9 protein-coding genes and 1 pseudogene are annotated in these 15,490 nt (G+C 71.5%); 6 read left to right on the top strand and 4 right to left on the bottom strand.

Annotated features, from left to right (window positions below; translation table 11 throughout):
* The 4 genes and pseudogenes from R6V09_RS27210 to R6V09_RS27195 form a co-directional block, all read left to right on the top strand.
* Positions 1-268: pseudogene (locus R6V09_RS27210) on the top strand (hydrolase); the annotation flags it as partial.
* 270 nt (positions 269-538) lie between these two features.
* Positions 539-3,016, top strand: a complete 2,478-nt coding sequence (locus tag R6V09_RS27205) for a beta-glucosidase family protein (protein ID WP_317884068.1) — start codon at positions 539-541, stop codon at positions 3,014-3,016.
* Between the two features lie 282 nt (positions 3,017-3,298).
* On the top strand, positions 3,299-4,792 hold the full coding sequence (locus tag R6V09_RS27200) for an amidohydrolase (RefSeq protein ID WP_317884067.1): 1,494 nt from the start codon (positions 3,299-3,301) through the stop codon (positions 4,790-4,792).
* Positions 4,793-4,851: 59 nt separating this feature from the next.
* A complete protein-coding gene (locus tag R6V09_RS27195; protein WP_317884066.1) occupies positions 4,852-5,502 on the top strand; it encodes an isochorismatase family protein in 651 nt (216 codons plus the stop codon).
* A gap of 91 nt (positions 5,503-5,593) precedes the next feature.
* On the opposite strand, the gene R6V09_RS27190 is transcribed toward R6V09_RS27195, so the two are convergent.
* Positions 5,594-6,901, bottom strand: coding sequence for a lysine N(6)-hydroxylase/L-ornithine N(5)-oxygenase family protein (locus R6V09_RS27190; RefSeq protein WP_442810141.1), 1,308 nt, complete (start codon positions 6,899-6,901; stop codon positions 5,594-5,596).
* 98 nt (positions 6,902-6,999) lie between these two features.
* Here R6V09_RS27190 and R6V09_RS27185 point away from each other — a divergent pair, with 98 nt between their 5' ends.
* A complete protein-coding gene (locus tag R6V09_RS27185; protein WP_317884064.1) occupies positions 7,000-7,953 on the top strand; it encodes a methionyl-tRNA formyltransferase in 954 nt (317 codons plus the stop codon).
* A gap of 124 nt (positions 7,954-8,077) precedes the next feature.
* On the opposite strand, the gene R6V09_RS27180 is transcribed toward R6V09_RS27185, so the two are convergent.
* From R6V09_RS27180 to R6V09_RS27170, 3 genes are read right to left on the bottom strand one after another with little or no spacing between them, the layout of a single operon-like run.
* On the bottom strand, positions 8,078-8,971 hold the full coding sequence (locus tag R6V09_RS27180) for an ABC transporter ATP-binding protein (protein WP_317884063.1): 894 nt from the start codon (positions 8,969-8,971) through the stop codon (positions 8,078-8,080).
* Between the two features lie 4 nt (positions 8,972-8,975).
* Complete coding sequence (locus R6V09_RS27175) at positions 8,976-10,049, bottom strand: FecCD family ABC transporter permease (RefSeq protein ID WP_317884062.1); 1,074 nt, start codon at positions 10,047-10,049, stop codon at positions 8,976-8,978.
* Positions 10,046-11,041, bottom strand: coding sequence for a FecCD family ABC transporter permease (locus R6V09_RS27170; RefSeq protein ID WP_019071030.1), 996 nt, complete (start codon positions 11,039-11,041; stop codon positions 10,046-10,048). Before R6V09_RS27170 ends, R6V09_RS27175 begins: the two co-directional genes overlap by 4 nt.
* Before the next feature lie 257 nt (positions 11,042-11,298).
* Between R6V09_RS27170 and R6V09_RS27165 the strand changes: the two genes are divergently transcribed.
* Positions 11,299-15,490 (top strand): non-ribosomal peptide synthetase (locus R6V09_RS27165; RefSeq protein WP_317884061.1); only part of this gene is annotated, 4,192 nt, incomplete at its 3' end.

Genomic DNA, 15,490 nt, shown 5'->3' with positions numbered 1-15,490 from the left:
CGCGGAGGGAAGGGGTGACACGCCCCGGAGCGGCGCTCCGACGGCACCCGGGCGGACCGGGGGCGGTGATGTGCCGCAGCCGCTTCCCACGGATGTTCCCCAGCAGGATCAACCGCAGAACGCGCCCCGAGCCGCGCAGGTCGCCTGCTGCGAGGATCCCGCGCCGGAGCCCGAGCCCTCCCCGGGCGGCGACGTGGTGCAGCCGCTGGTCACGGTCGTGGCGGATGTCGTGGACACCATCACCAGTCTGGTCCCGGTCCTGCACTGATCGCGGGGCCGCCCTGCCGGGGCGGCCCCGCACCCACTCATCCTTCGGTTCTTGTCGACTCGCGGTCGATTCCTGTTCGGATCGTTGACACGAGTCAGCGGCGGTCATAGTTTTCCCGCCGCGCCAGTGGTTCCCAACGGGTCGTCAAGTCGGGCTGACGCACAGTGCGTTCAGATTCCGAACACGGACAGATGCCGAACACGGTCCGGGGCACCGAGGCGCACCTGCGGTCCACGACGGCGTGCCCGCACACCGAAGGAGTGACGGCTCATGACCGACACCGTGTCCCGGCGATCCGCCCTGCGCCTGCTGGGCGGCGCGATCGCGGTCGCCACCGCGGCCACCACCGGACTCGTCTCCCCGTCGCACGCGTACGCCCAGGCCAGACCCGAGGCGGGGGCCGGACCCCGCCTCGAAGGACTCCTGGCCAGGCTCACCCTCGACGAGAAGATCTCCCTCCTGCACGGCGCCACCGACCCGAACTCGCTCGGCCAGGCCGGATACATCCCCGGCGTCCCCCGCCTGAAGATCCCGCCGCTCCGGCTCACCGACGGACCGGCCGGCGTCCGCGTCACCGCACACGCCACCGCCCTCCCCGCACCCGTCCTGCTCGCCTCGGCCTTCGACCCCGAACTCGCCCGCCGCTACGGCCGGGTCGTCGGCCGCGAGGGCCGCGCCCTCGGCCAGGACGTCCTGCTGTCCCCGATGGTCAACCTCATCCGCACCCCGTACGCGGGCCGCAACTTCGAGACCTTCAGCGAGGACCCGCTCCTCGCCGGCGACCTGGTCGCCGCCGAGATCGAGGGCATCCAGGGCGAGGGACTCATCGCGACCGTCAAGCACTTCGCGATGAACAACCAGGAGAAGGACCGCAACACCATCGACGTGCGGGTCGACGAGCAGACCATGCACGAGGTCGAACTGCGCGGCTTCGAAGCGGCGACCGCCGTCGGCACCGGCGCGGTCATGGGCGCGTACAACAAGGTCAACGGCACCTTCGCCTGCGAGAACAAGACCCTCCTCACCGACATCCTGCGCGGGCAATGGGGCTTCGACGGCTGGGTGATGACCGACTGGTTCGCCGCCCACAGCACCGTCGCCGCGATCACGGCCGGCCTCGACATGGAGATGCCCGACGGGACGTACTTCGGTACGCCGCTCAAGACGGCCGTGCAGAACGGCAGCGTGCCCGAGCGGTATGTCGACCGCGCGGTGCGCCGGATCCTCGGTGTCATGGACCGGTTCGGGCTCCTCGACGGCAGTGCGCCGCCGCGCCCCGCCCGCGACGCGAAGGCTGGCGCGGCCGTCGCCCTGGAGGTGGCCAAGGCGGGCGCCACCCTCCTCCGCAACGAACACCGCACCCTCCCGCTGACCGGCGGTTCCATCGCGGTGATCGGCCCCACCGGCGCCCTGCCCTTCGTCAGTGGCGGCGGCAGCGCGCACGTCGTGCCGGACCACGCGGACAGCCCCCTCGACGCGATCAAGGCACGGGCCGGGTCCGGCGCCCGGGTGACGTACACGCTCGGCGAGGACCTGTTCGGCAGAGCGATCCCCGCGTCCGCGCTCACTCCCGCCTTCGACAGCGAGGGCCAGACGGTGGCCGCCGGAAAGACCTGGGAGTACGACGGCTCGCTCACCGTGGCCGAGACCGACGAGTGGACCTTCGTACTCCACTTCTCCTCAGCACCCACCGCCCGCCCCAAAGTCCTCCTGGACGGCGAGGAGTTGTTCCCGCTCGCGGCCGGATACGGCGAGTACTTCTCCGGCGGCCTGGTCTCGGCCGACCCCGACGGCCTCGGCGTACGCCGAAAGACCCTCACCCTCACCAAGGGCGCCCACACCCTGAAGATCACCGCCGAGGGCGGCGACGCCGGACTGCTGTTCCGGCTGCGGCGCATCACCGGCGCGACCCGAGCGCAGGACGTCGCCGCCGCCGTCACCGCGGCCCGCGCCGCCCGCAGTGTCGTCCTGTTCGCCTACGAGGACGCCACCGAGGGCCTCGACCGCACCACCCTCGGACTCCCGGGCAACCAGGCCGAGTTGATCGGTGCGGTCACGGCCGCGAACCCGCGCACCACCGTTGTCCTCAACACCTCGTCCTCTACGTCGATGCCGTGGCTGGCCCGCACCGGCGCGGTCCTCCAGATGTACTACCCGGGCCAGGAGGGTGCCGCCGCCACGGCCGCCGTACTGTTCGGGGACTGCGACCCCGGTGGCCGGCTCACCCAGTCCTTCCCGGTCGACGACGCCCACCACCCGGTCGCCGGGGACCCGCTCCGCTACCCCGGCGTGAACGGCACCGAGGAGTACTCCGAGGGCATCCACGTCGGCTACCGCTGGTACGACGCGGAGGGCGTCCGGCCCCTCTACCCCTTCGGGTACGGCCTGTCGTACACCTCCTTCTCCTACGAGGACGCGTCGGCACGGTGGAACGGGCACGGGCTGGACGTGACGTTCACGGTCCGCAACACCGGGCGGCGGGAGGGTGTCGCGGTGCCCCAGGTCTACGTCGGGCGCTCCCCGGACCTCCAACTCGACCAGGCCGTACGGGTGTTGGGCGGGTATCGGCGCCTCGTGCTGCGGCCGGGGGAGCGGCGGCGGGTCACTGTGCATGTCGATGCGCGGACGTTGTCGTCATGGGACGTGAAGCGGCACGCGTGGGTGCTGGGGACCGGCCGGCGGTCCGTGTGGGTCGGGGCTTCGGCGGGGGATCTGCGGGTGCGGGCGAGTGCGGACGTGAAGCGGTAGACGAGGTGAGGCGGTATCTCGTCATCGGCCTTGCCGGGTGTGGTGGGTGGGGTCGGTGACGGGGTGATGGGTGGTCGTGTCACCCTGGCCTGACGGCGGCGGCTCGATCGTCGCTTCCATGGCCGGTGGTCGCCGTCGTCGGCAGGGATTCAAGAAGCGCAGCCTTCCACCGTTGTAGGGGCCGAGGTCCGATCCGCGAGGTAAGGTAAGGCTTACTTTACTTCGCGGATTTGGTTGAGGGGTGCCCTCGCTACTCCCCTGTGCGGGGCGATGGAGGCTCATATGGCAGACAACGCAAGCTCCCCGGCGCCCGCGCTGACGCTCGCCCGGGTGCGGCTCGGTGCCGGTGGGCCGTTGGTCCGGGTGCGGGTGGCGGACGGAAGGATCACGCACGTCGTTCCGGAGGCGGACGCGGTTGCCGGTGGTGAGCGTGTTCTCGATCTGGGCGGGCGGCGGCTGCTGCCCGGCCTGTGGGACGCCCACGTCCACCTCGCGGAATGGGCGAGCGCTCGGCACCGGCTGGACCTGGCCGGGACCACGTCCGCGCGGGCGGTGACCGAGCTCGTCCGGGAGCGCGCCGGGGCGGTCGACGGCACGGTGCTCTACGGCTACGGGTTCCGCGACGGCCTGTGGCCCGACGCCCCGCACAAAGCACTGCTCGACGCGGTGCTGCCCGACCGGCCGGTCGCCCTGGTCAGCGCCGATCTCCATGCCGCGTGGTTCAACTCCGCCTGCCTCGCTCTCGTCGGCCGGGGTGACCACCCCACCGGCCTGATCCGGGAACACGAGGCTCACGAAGCCCTCGCCGCCCTCCCCGCGACCCCGGACGAGGTGCTCGACGGCTGGATCGAGGAGGCCTGCCGGGCCGCCGCCGCGCGCGGAGTCACCGGTGTCATCGACTTCCAGTTCGGCGACACGGTCGGGGACTGGGAACGGCGCTCGGCTCAATTCCCGCCCGCCGTACGGGTGTCGGCCGCGGTGTATCCGAGTTACCTGGACGCCGCGATCAAGCGCGGGCTGCGCACGGGGGACGAGGTCGGCGCGGACGGCAGCCTGGTGCGGGTGGGGCCGCTGAAGCTCTTCACGGACGGCTCGCTCAACACCCGTACCGCCCTGTGCCGCGACCCCTACCCGGGACTTGAGGGCACGGACGGCGCCCACGGCATCGAGGAGACGGCACCCGACGAGCTCGTACGGCTCATGCGGCACGCCGCCGCGCACGGCATCGAACCCGCCGTGCACGCCATCGGCGACCACGCCAACACCGTTGCCCTGGACGCCTTCGAGACGGTGCACTGCCGCGGCCGGATCGAGCACGCGCAGTTGCTGAGCCCTCAAGACGTGCCGCGATTCGCCCGGTTGGGGGTCACGGCGGGGGTGCAGCCCCGGCATGCGACGGACGACCGCGACGTGGCGGACCGGCACTGGGCCGGACGTACCGGACGCGCCTTCCCCTACGGCGACCTGCTCGCCGCCGGGGCCCGGCTGGAGTTCGGTTCGGACGCCCCGGTCTCGCCGCTCGACCCCTGGCTCGCCATCGCGTCCGCCGTCAGCCGCACCGACGACGAACGCCCCGCCTGGCATCCGGAGCAACGTCTGTCCGTTCCGGACGCGTTGGTCGCCGCGGCCCGCGGACGCCGGCTCATCAGGGTCGGGGACCCGGCCGACCTGGTGGTCGTCGACGTGGACCCGCTGGACGTCGACCCGGACACCCTGCGCGCGATGCCGGTGCACGCCACGATGACGAACGGCCGCTGGACCCATGGCCCCTACTGAGGCGGTCCGGTGTCCTGAGTTCCCCACGACGTCCGACGACCGGTGAGAGGCCGACGCGCATGCCGTCATCCGACATGATCCCGTACGACATGCCCGGCGCCGCCGCGCTGCCCCCGGACCGCACCGGCTGGTCCGTCGACCCGCGCCGTGCCGCCCTGGTGGTCCTGAACGTCCAGAACCACTTCCTGCACGTGCTGCGCGAGTCCTCCGCACCCGTCGGTCAACTCCTCGGCGGAGTAGGCCTGTTGGCGGAATCGGCGCGGGCCGCCGGCATCCCCGTGCTGTACACCCTAAAGACCGCCGAGCGTGAACCGGACGGGCGCGAGACCAGCTTCGGTCACCCGCGGCTGCCCGGTGGCGAGGACTCCCGGGACATCGTGGACGCGATCCGGCCGCAGGTCGGCGACAGCGTGCTGGTCGCCAAGCGGTTCAGCGCCTTCGCCGGCACCCGACTGCGGCGCAGGCTCGCGGAGTTGGGGCGCGACCAGCCGGTGATCGTCGGCGTGTTCGCGCGTACGCAGGTACTGCTGACCGCCGCCGACGCGTGGATGCAGGACATGGAGCCGTTCGTCGTCGCGGACGCGGTGGCCGACCGGGCGCACGAGGATCACCGGATGGCCGTGGACTGGATCGCGGCGACCTGCGGGGCGGTGCGGACCGTGCGGGGCGTCGCGGACGTGTTCGGTGAGCCGGTGTCCCAACGCCGTTGAACGCGCGGAAATTTGACGCCTTCCATGCGCAGAGAGACCCCGGGCCCGGAAGGGACCGTACCTTCCGGGCCCGGGGAGTCGGGGGATGCCGTCAGACGGGCAACTTCGTCGCCTGTACCGAGCGGTGGATTTCCTCCGCCCGGACCGCGACCGTCGACAGCAGGGTGCTGGTCAGCCCGTGGGTGTGCTCGGTGCCGCCCTGGAGGTAGAGGCCGGCGGTCACCTCCGGGACGGTCTCGACCCGGTGATCGCGGCCCACGCGGATCTCGTCGCCGTCGTCCCTGAGGCAGAGTTTGGCCGCCTCGCCGAGCAGTGAACTCAGGTCGCGGGGCCGGTAGCCGGTGGCGAGCACCAGCACATCGGCGGACAGCACCTGCTTCTCGCCGGTGGGCAGGAACTCCACGGCGACATCGAGACCGCCGTCCGTTCCGGGGTCCACGGCGCGGACCCGTGAGACGTTCAGGAAGCGCAGCCGCTCCCGTCCGGCCACCTTCTCCCGGTACGCGGTGGCGTACAGGACCTCGATCAACTCCATGTCGACCACGGAGTAGTTGGTGGACCGGTGGTAGTCGAGCAGCGACTGCTTGACCTCGGAGGGCGCCGAGAAGTAGACGTCGACCGCCTCCGGGTCGAAGATGCGGTTCGCGAACGGGCTGTCGTCGGCCGGGGTGTAGCCGTACTTGGCGAACACCGAGCACACCTCGGCGTCCGGGAAGGTGCGGTGCAGATAGTCCACCGCCTCGGCGGCGCTCTGGCCCGCGCCGAGCACCACGGCCCGCCGCACCGGCTGCCCCGCGTCGGCCAGTTCGGTCGCGCGGGGGATCAACTCGCTGTTGTGCCAGAGGCGTTCGCCCAGTTCCAGACCCGGCGGCACGTGCGGCTCAAGACCCATGGCCACGCTGATGTTGCGGGCCCGGCGGGTCATGGTCGCACCGTTCCCGGAGGGGTCCCGGCTGGTGACGTCGTAGAAGGCCACCTCGCCGTCGTCGCCGCGCACCGGGTCGACGGAGACGACCTCGCTGCCGTAGGAGACGAGGTGGGAGACCCGCTCGGCCGCCCACTCGAAGTACTCGTGGAACTCCACGCGCAGCGGGAAGAGGGTCTTCTGGTTCAGGAAGTCGATCAGTCTGCCTTGCTCGCGCAGGAAGCAGAGGAAGCTGTAGTCGCTGGTCGGATTCCGCAGTGTGACCAGGTCTTTGAGGAACGACACCTGCATCGTGGCGTCGTCGATCAGCATGCCCCGGTGCCAGCCGAAGCGCGGCTGGCGTTCCAGGAACAGGGCGTTGAGACGGCTGTCTGCCGGAAGGCTCTTGTTGTGCTCCTCAACCGCTATGGACAGAGCGAGATTTGACGGACCGAATCCGATTCCGAGTATGTCGTGGACCACTTCGGAATCCATGAGCGGTGACTTCACCGTGGCATCGCCTCCCTCAGGCAGCCCAATGCTAGATAAGGTAAGGCTTACCTTGCAATGAGTCGTTGAAGGGAAGGACCGTCATGCGGGTCGTCATGCTCGGCTATCAGACCTGGGGTCACCGCACGCTGCAGGCGTTGCTGGACTCCGACCACGAGGTCGTGTCCGTCGTCACCCACCCGAAAAGTGAGCATGCCTACGAGAAGATCTGGGACGACAGCGTCGCCGAACTCGCCGAGAAGAACGACGTCCCCGTCCTGCTGCGAAACCGCCCCGACGACGCCGAACTCCTCGACGCCGTACGGGAGGCGCGGCCGGACATCATCGTCGCCAACAACTGGCGGACCTGGCTGCCGCCGGAGCTGTTCGACCTCCCGCCGCACGGCACCCTCAACGTCCACGACTCGCTGCTGCCGTCGTACGCCGGGTTCTCCCCGATCATCTGGGCGCTCCTGAACGACGAGCCGCGCGTCGGTGTCACCGCGCACCGCATGAACGGCGAACTCGACGCCGGGGACATCCTGATCCAGCGCTCGGTGCCGGTCGGGCCCACCGACACCGCGACCGACCTGTTCCACCGGACCGTCGACCTCATCGCGCCCATCGTGCGCGAGTCGCTCGACCTGATCGCCTCCGGCCGCGACGCCGGCCAGTGGGTACCGCAGGACCGCAGCCGCGCCAGCTTCTTCCACAAGAGGTCGGCGGAGGACAGCCGTATCGACTGGAGCTGGCCCGCGGAACGCCTGGAGCGTCTCGTGCGGGCCCAGTCGGACCCGTACCCGAACGCCTACGCCTTCCATCGCGGCGAGCGGCTCAGGATCGTCTCGGCCGCCGTCTCGGAGGGGCGCTACGGCGGCACCCCGGGCCGGATCTTCATCCGTGAGGGCGACGGCGTGGTCATAGTGGCGGGTCCCGAGGCCCATACCGGGCGCGGCCGTGGGCTGTTGGTGCGCCGGGTGCGCACGGACGACGGCACCGAGTACGCGGCCGGTGACTACTTCCGCACCATGGGCGGGTACTTGACGTCCCGGCCCTGAGTGGCTGAGTGGCTGAGCCCACGCCGGTCGGCGTGTCGGGCCGGGCGGGGTAGGGGTTCTGAAAAAGTGTGTCACTTTCGCGAGAGGTGACACACTTTTTTGAACCCGGTCCCCGGCGGAGCCCTCACCGGGTCGTGACGGTGTCCTCGGACTCGGACCTGTCGGCCAGGGAGGCGCCGTCATGGTGGTGCCGCCCCAGCGGGATCACCAGCGGTGTGCCGCTGACCGGGTCGGGGGTGATCCGGCAGCGCAGGTCGAAGACGTCCTCGACGGTGGCCTCGGTGACGACGTCGGCGGGCGCGCCCTCGGCGACGATCCGGCCGGCCTTCATGGCGATGACGTGATTGGCGTACCGGCAGGCCTGGTTGAGGTCGTGCAGGACCATCACCACCGTGCGGCCCTCGCGCCGGTTGAGGTCCGTGATCAGGTCGAGTACGTCGATCTGGTGGGCGAGGTCGAGATAGGTCGTCGGCTCGTCCAGGAGCAGCACGGGGGTGCCCTGGGCGACCGCCATGGCTATCCACGCGCGCTGCCGCTGGCCGCCGGAGAGTTCGTCGACCGGACGCTCGGCGAGGTCGGTGAGATTGGTCGCCTCAAGGGCCGCGTGCACGGCCTCCTCGTCGGCCGCCGACCACTGCCGCCACCACGTCTGGTGCGGGGAGCGGCCCCGGCCCACCAGGTCGAGGACGGTCAGCCCCTCCGGTGCCACCGGCGTCTGCGGCAAGATGCCCAGTTTGCGGGCGAGTTCACGGGTCGGCACGGAGCGCAGCGCGACGCCGTCCAGCTCCACCACGCCCTGGCGCGGGGCCAGCAGCCGGGCGAGCGCCCGCAACAGGGTCGATTTCCCACAGGCGTTGGCGCCGACGATGGCCGTGATCCGGCCGGTCGGCACGGTGAGGTCCAGGTTCTCGACCACCGCTCGTCCGTCGTAGGCGAGTTGCAGGTTCCGCGCCCGCAACTCGGGCCCTGGGGTGGGTGATTCGGGCGTCCGCCGGGCGCGCGGGTCAGTGGTCGACATGCGATCAGCCTCCAGAGCCCGCGCGGTTGACGCGGATGAGCAGCCACAGCAGGACCGGCGCGCCCAGGGCGCCGGTGACGATCCCGACCGGCAGTTCCGTCCCGGGGATCGCCTCGCGGGCGAGGAGATCCGAGCCGAGGACGACGAACGCGCCGGTGAGACCGGAGACGAGCGGGGGCGGCGAGGAGGTGCCCGCCAGCCGCTGGGCGATCTGCGGACAGGCCAGCGCGACGAACGCCACCGGACCGGCCGCCGCCGTACCGAACGCGACCAGGCCCACCCCGGCCAACAGCAGTGCCAGCCGGACGGGTTGGACGGGTGTGCCGAGTCCGGCGGCCACGTCGTCGCCGAGCATCAGCGTGCGCATCCAGCGGCCCATGCCCAGCGTGAGCGGCAGCAGCACGGCCAGGGCGATGGCCAGGGAGTCCACCTGGCTCCAGGTCCGGCCGTTGAGGTTGCCGACCAGCCAGCCGAGGGCCGCCTCCGCCTCGAACCGACTGCCGCGCGCCACAAGGAAGTTGGTGGCACTGGAGCAGATCCAGGACACCCCGATGCCGACGAGGATGATCCGGTACCCGGTGGCCCCGCCCTTCCATGCCAGCGCGTACACGAGCAGCGCGGTGGCCAGCGCCCCGAGCAACCCCAGCGTGGACAGCCCGAGTCCGCCGGTCCAGCCCAGAACGACCGCCGCCACCACGGCGGTTCCGGCACCCTCGGTGAGCCCGATCATGTCGGGGCTGGCCAGCGGATTGCGGGTCATCGTCTGGAACACGGCCCCGGAGACCCCGAACGCGATCCCGACCAGCAGCCCGACCAGCGCACGCGGCAGCCGCAGATCCTGTACGACGATGACCGTGCCCGCGTCGCCCGAACCCCACAGCGCCCTGATGACGTCGGTGAACGCCACGGGATAGTCGCCGATGGTCAGACCCCAGCAGAACAGCAGGAACGCGCCGAGCGCGACACCAACTCCGGTGAGCAGCAGGCGCGGACGCAGCACGCCGGACACCGGAGGAACGGCCAGCCGGAACGGCCGGTTGCCCAAAGCTGCTGGTGACGGTGGTGCGGGCACGCTCATACCTCCGCGAGCTTCCGGCGGCGGACCAGGACGATGAAGAACGGGCCGCCGAGGAAGGCGACGAGAACACCGGCCTGGATCTCGGTCGGGCGGTCCACCATCCGGCCCAGGATGTCGGCGGACAGCAGCAGCACGGGCGCGAGCGCGGCGGACAGCGGCAGCAGCCACCGGTAGTCGGGGCCGATGCCGACCCACTGGGCGAGGACCCGGGCGATGTGCGGGACGACCAGGCCGAGGAAGACCACGGGACCGATGACGGCGACGGACGCGCCGGTCAGCAGCACGACGGCGGTGACCCCCTGGAGCCGTACCAGACCCAGCCGCCGCCCCAGGGAGGCGGCCACATCGTCGCCGAGGGCCATGCTGTTGAGGGCGGGCGCGCAGGACAGGGCCAGTACGGCGCCGACGGCGAGGAAGGGCAGGATGCGCACCAGATCGCCGGAGTCCTGGTCGGCCAGGGTGCCGGCCGACCAGAAGCGGTAGCGGTCCAGCGCGTCCTGATCGGTCAGCACGATGGCGCTGGTGAACGACTGCAGCAGCGAGGTGACGGCGACTCCGGCGAGCGCCAGTTTGACCGGCGTCGCCCCGGACCTGCCGAGCCGCCCCAGGAAGAAGACCACGACACTGGCGACGAGCGCCCCGCCGAACGCGAACCACACATAGCCGTACAGCGAGGTGGCCCCGAGCACGCCGACCGCCAGGACGATCGCGAAGGACGCCCCGGCGCTCACCCCGAGGATCCCCGGGTCCGCGAGCGGATTGCGGGTCAGGGCCTGCATCAGCGCGCCGGACAGGCCGAGCGCGGCGCCCGTCGTCAGGCCGAGCAGGGTGCGCGGCACGCGCACCGACCAGATGACGTTGTCGATCAGTCGGCTGGGCGGATGGCCGAGCACCGAGCGCACGACCTGGTCGAGCGGAACGCTGAGCGCGCCCAGTGCGACGGACAGCAGCGACAGCAGGACGAGGAGGGCGACGACCAGGGTCACCAGCATCGTGGTGCGAAGCCTTCTGCCTGAAGCCACGTGCCGGTCTCCATGTCGTCTTCCGGGTCATCTTCCGTGCTCTGGAGCCCTGTTGGCGGACCACCGGACAGCCCGGCCAGCAGCTTAGGTGAGCATAACCTCAGCGGCTGTGACATGGGCCTGCGGTTCCGGGGAAGGTCTATCAAGTAAGGCAATGCTTACCTTACTATGCGAGCGGTCGCGGCTCCGCTGAGCCGTTCCGCACGCATTGGGAGGCACGGGCAGCTGTGGCGGGCAACACGCTTTCTTCGGCACGGGCAACGGCGACGAACGACTTCTGGCGACGGCGCTTCGCGTCTCCGGTACCGGAGACCGCACTGCCGCTGGACTTCCCCCGTCCGCCACGTCAGGACGGCCCGGTGTCCCGAGCGCGACGCACGGCCACACTCGGCGGCACGGCCGACACGGCCACTCAACTCGCCGCCTTCGTCGCCCTGTTGCACCGCTACAGCGGCACGACGGCCACCGAAACGGCGGTGGCCCAAGGGGGCCTTCCGCTGCGCGTCACGATCGACGGCGACACCCCGTTCACCGAACTCCGCGACCAGGTCGAGGCCGTACGCGCGGAGGCCGCCGCCCACCACCTGCCGACCACCGAGCTGCTACGGCTCCTCGCCCCCGAACCCCTCCGCGGCGGCGGCCTGTTGTGCGCCACGGGCTTCGGCGCCGACCCCTGGCACGAGAGCGGCCCACTGGACCTGGCCCTCACCGTGACGGACGGGGAGGTGACGGCGGACTACCGCACCGACCTCTTCGCACCCGCCACCGTCGACCTGATCCTCGGCCACTACGGCACCCTCCTCGCCGACGCCCTCACCCGCCCCGACGCCCAGGTCGCCGACCTCGAACTCCTCGGCGCCGACGAGCGGCACCGCATCCTGCACGACTGGAACGACACCGCGCACGACGTGCCCGCGCTCACCTGGCCGCGCATGTTCGCCGACCAGGTCGCCGCCCGCCCGCACGAGATCGCCCTCATCCACGAGGACGTCCGCCTCACCTACGCCGAACTCGACGCCAGCGCCGCCAAGTTGGCGCACGCCCTGGTGGCCCGGGGGGCCGGCCCCGAGCAGGTCGTCGCGCTCGCCGTACCGCGCTCCGCCGACATGATCGTCGCCGAGGTCGCCGTCCTGAAGGCGGGCGCCGCCTATCTGCCCGTCGACACCGACTACCCGGCCGACCGCATCGCCTACATGCTCGCCGACGCCCGCCCGGTCTGCCTCGTCACCACCGCCGAGATCGCCCCCGACCTCCCGCCGGGCCTCGATCCGTTGGTACTCGACGCACCGGAAACGGTCGCGGAACTGGCCGCCCACCCCGCCCACGGCCCTTCCACCGCTGACGAGTTGACGACCGCGCACGCCGCCTACGTCATCTACACCTCCGGCTCCACCGGCCGCCCCAAGGGCACAGTGCTGTCCCACGCGGGTGTCGCCAAACTGGTCGCCACCCAACAGGAACGTTTCGGAATCGGCCCGCACAGCCGGGTCCTCCAGTTCGCCTCACCCAGCTTCGACGTCGCGTTCTGGGACCTGTGCCTCGGCCTGCTCTCCGGCGGCCGTCTCGTCGTCGTCCCCGCCGACCGCCGTGTCCCCGGCGCCCCCCTCGCGGACTACGCCGACGAGCACGGCATCACCTTCATGATCCTCCCGCCGGCGCTGCTCGCCGCCATGCCCGAAGACGTCCAACTCCCGCCCGAGGCAACCCTGTTGGCGGGCACCGAACGCGTCTCGCCCGAACTGGTCGGACGCTACGCACGCGGCCGGATGATGTTCAACGCCTACGGCCCGACCGAGGCCACCACCAACTCCACCCTCGGCCTGTGCGACCCGGACACCCCGGCCGGCACCATCGTGCCCATCGGCATCCCCGACCCCGGCACCCGCGCCTACGTCCTCGACGACCGCCTGCGCCCCGTACCCGCCGGGGTCACGGGAGAGCTCTACCTCGCGGGCGACGGCCTTGCCCGCGGCTACCTCGGCCGCCCCGCCCTCACCGCCGAACGCTTCGTCGCCGACCCCTTCGGTACACCCGGCGAACGCCTCTACCGCACCGGCGACTTGGTGCGCTGGAAGACAGACGGCCGACTGGAGTTCCACGGCCGCGTCGACACCCAGGTCAAGATCCGCGGCTTCCGCATCGAACCCGGCGAGATCGAGTCCGTCCTGCGCTCCCACCCGGCCGTCGACCAGGCCGCCGTGGTCGTCCGCGAGGACCGCCCCGGCGAACGCCGCCTCGCCGCCTACGTCGTGCCCTCGCTGGACGCCGACCCGAGCCCCGACGAGGGCGTCGCCGACTGGAAGGACCTGCACGAACTCCTCTACTCCGCCGCCGGATCCGACGGTTTCGAGGAGAACTTCGCCGGCTGGAACAGCATGTACGACGGCCTGCCCATCCCCCTCGCCGACATGCGCGAGTGGCGCGAGGCCACCCTCGACCGCATCCGCGCGCTACGGCCCCGGCGCATCCTGGAGATCGGCGTCGGCTCCGGCCTGCTGCTGTCCCGGCTCGCCCCGGACTGCGCCGAGTACTGGGGCACCGACCTCTCCGAGGAAGCCGTGCGCGCCCTGGACGCCCAGGTGTCCGCCGTCCCCGAACTCGCCGACCGCGTCACCCTGTTGGCCCGTCCCGCGCACGACCTCACCGGCCTGCCCGAGGGCCACTTCGACACGATCGTCGTCAACTCCGTCATCCAGTACTTCCCCGGCGGCGACTACCTCACCGGCGTACTCCGCGACGCGACCGCCCTCCTCGCCCCCGGCGGCGCGGTGTTCGTCGGCGACGTACGCAACCTGCGACTTCTCCGCACCCTCAGCGCGGCCGTCGAGAGCGGACGGGCGCGGGACGAGACGGACGACGACAAGGAAGCCCTTCGCGCCGCCGTGGACCGGGCTGTCGCCTGGGAGGGCGAACTCCTCGTCGACCCCGACTACTTCACCACCCTCGACGGCCTCACCGCCGACATCCGCGTCAAGCGCGGCACCCACCACAACGAACTCACCCGCTACCGCTACGACGTTGTGCTGCGACCGCGGTCGGACGCACCCGAGGAGACCCCCGACTCGCCCTGGCCCGCGCTCGGTTCGGTACGTGGTGTCGACGAACTGCTCGCCGGCCGCCCGGCCCGCTCGCGCGTCACCGGCATCCCCAACTCCCGCCTCGCCGACGACCTCGCCGCGCTCGACGCCCTCGACGACAGCAGCAGGCCGGCCGCCGGACCGTACGGCGTGGACCCCGAAGCTCTGTACGAGATCGCCGCACGGCACGGCTACGAGGTGGCGCTCACCTGGAACGGGGACGCCGAGGACGGCAGCCTGGACGCCGTGTTCGCACCCGTCGGGGCCGACCTCACCAGCGTCGACTACCGCCCGGGGGGCGGCCACCCGCTCACCAACCGCCCCGCACCCTTCCGCAACGTCAACGCCCTGATGTCGACCCTGCGGACGCACGCCACCGAGTACCTGCCCGACTACATGGTCCCGGCCGCCTTCGTCCCGCTGGACCGGCTGCCCGTCACCCCCAGCGGCAAGCTCGACGCCGCCGCGCTGCCGGTCCCCGACCTCACCCGGCTGCTCAGCGCGGGCCGGGCGCCCGAAACCGCCCGCGAACGACTGCTGTGCGACCTGTACGCCCGGGCGCTCAAGGTCCCCTCGGTCGGCGTCGACGACGACTTCTTCGCGCTCGGCGGCGACAGCATCGTCGCCGTCCAACTCCTCATCCTCGCCCGCCGGGCAGGCCTCGAACTCACCCCGCGCGACGTGTTCCGGCACCGTACGGTCGCTGAACTCGCCACAATCGCCCGGACCGGGACGGCCGACGACGTCGACGCCACCCCGTGGCAGACCCTCAGCGACGACGAACTCACCTCAATCCAAGGCGAGTTCCCCGTCACCGTCGAGGAGGCGCTGCCCCTCGGCCCGCTCCAGGAGGGCTTCTTCTTCCACGCGCTGGTGGACGGCGCCGAACACGACGCCTATGTCGTGCAGCAGGTCGTCGAACTGTCCGGCCCGGTCGACGGCACCCTGCTGCGCACAGCCGCACAGCGACTCGTCGACCGGCACGCCCCACTGCGCGCCTGCTTCCGCCAGACGCCCGCCGGCCGCCCGGTCCAGCTCATCGCCTCCGGCCTCGAACTGCCCTGGCGCGAGGTCGACCTGTCCGCACAGGACGACCCCACGGTCCGCCGCGCCCTCGCCGAGGCCGTAGCCGCCGACGAACGCGCCCACCGCTTCGACCTCGCCCACCCGCCGCTGATCCGCTGCGCCCTCATCCGCTTCGGCGAGGACCGCAGCCGACTGGTCCTGACGTTCCATCACATCGTCGCGGACGGCTGGTCCCTGCCCGTCCTGCACCGCGAACTCCTCGCCCTCTACGGTGAGCACCCCACGCCACTCCCCGAAGTCGCCCCCTACCGCCGCT

It is taken from the genome of Streptomyces sp. W16 (genome assembly GCF_033194735.1).
Taxonomy (GTDB): Bacteria; Actinomycetota; Actinomycetes; order Streptomycetales; family Streptomycetaceae; genus Streptomyces.
Note: the sequence above shows the minus strand (reverse complement) of the source record. Positions and strands in the feature narration are given on the sequence as shown.

Bases quoted from the DNA above. Each gene is read 5' to 3' on its own strand.
- R6V09_RS27205 (WP_317884068.1), top strand. From the start codon at position 539: ATGACCGACACCGTGTCCCGGCGATCCGCCCTGCGCCTGCTGGGCGGC.
- R6V09_RS27185 (WP_317884064.1), top strand. From the start codon at position 7,000: ATGCGGGTCGTCATGCTCGGCTATCAGACCTGGGGTCACCGCACGCTG.
- R6V09_RS27170 (WP_019071030.1), bottom strand. From the start codon at position 11,041: ATGCTGGTGACCCTGGTCGTCGCCCTCCTCGTCCTGCTGTCGCTGCTG.
- R6V09_RS27200 (WP_317884067.1), top strand. From the start codon at position 3,299: ATGGCAGACAACGCAAGCTCCCCGGCGCCCGCGCTGACGCTCGCCCGG.
- R6V09_RS27175 (WP_317884062.1), bottom strand. From the start codon at position 10,049: ATGAGCGTGCCCGCACCACCGTCACCAGCAGCTTTGGGCAACCGGCCG.
- R6V09_RS27195 (WP_317884066.1), top strand. From the start codon at position 4,852: ATGCCGTCATCCGACATGATCCCGTACGACATGCCCGGCGCCGCCGCG.
- R6V09_RS27180 (WP_317884063.1), bottom strand. From the start codon at position 8,971: ATGTCGACCACTGACCCGCGCGCCCGGCGGACGCCCGAATCACCCACC.
- R6V09_RS27190 (WP_442810141.1), bottom strand. From the start codon at position 6,901: ATGGATTCCGAAGTGGTCCACGACATACTCGGAATCGGATTCGGTCCG.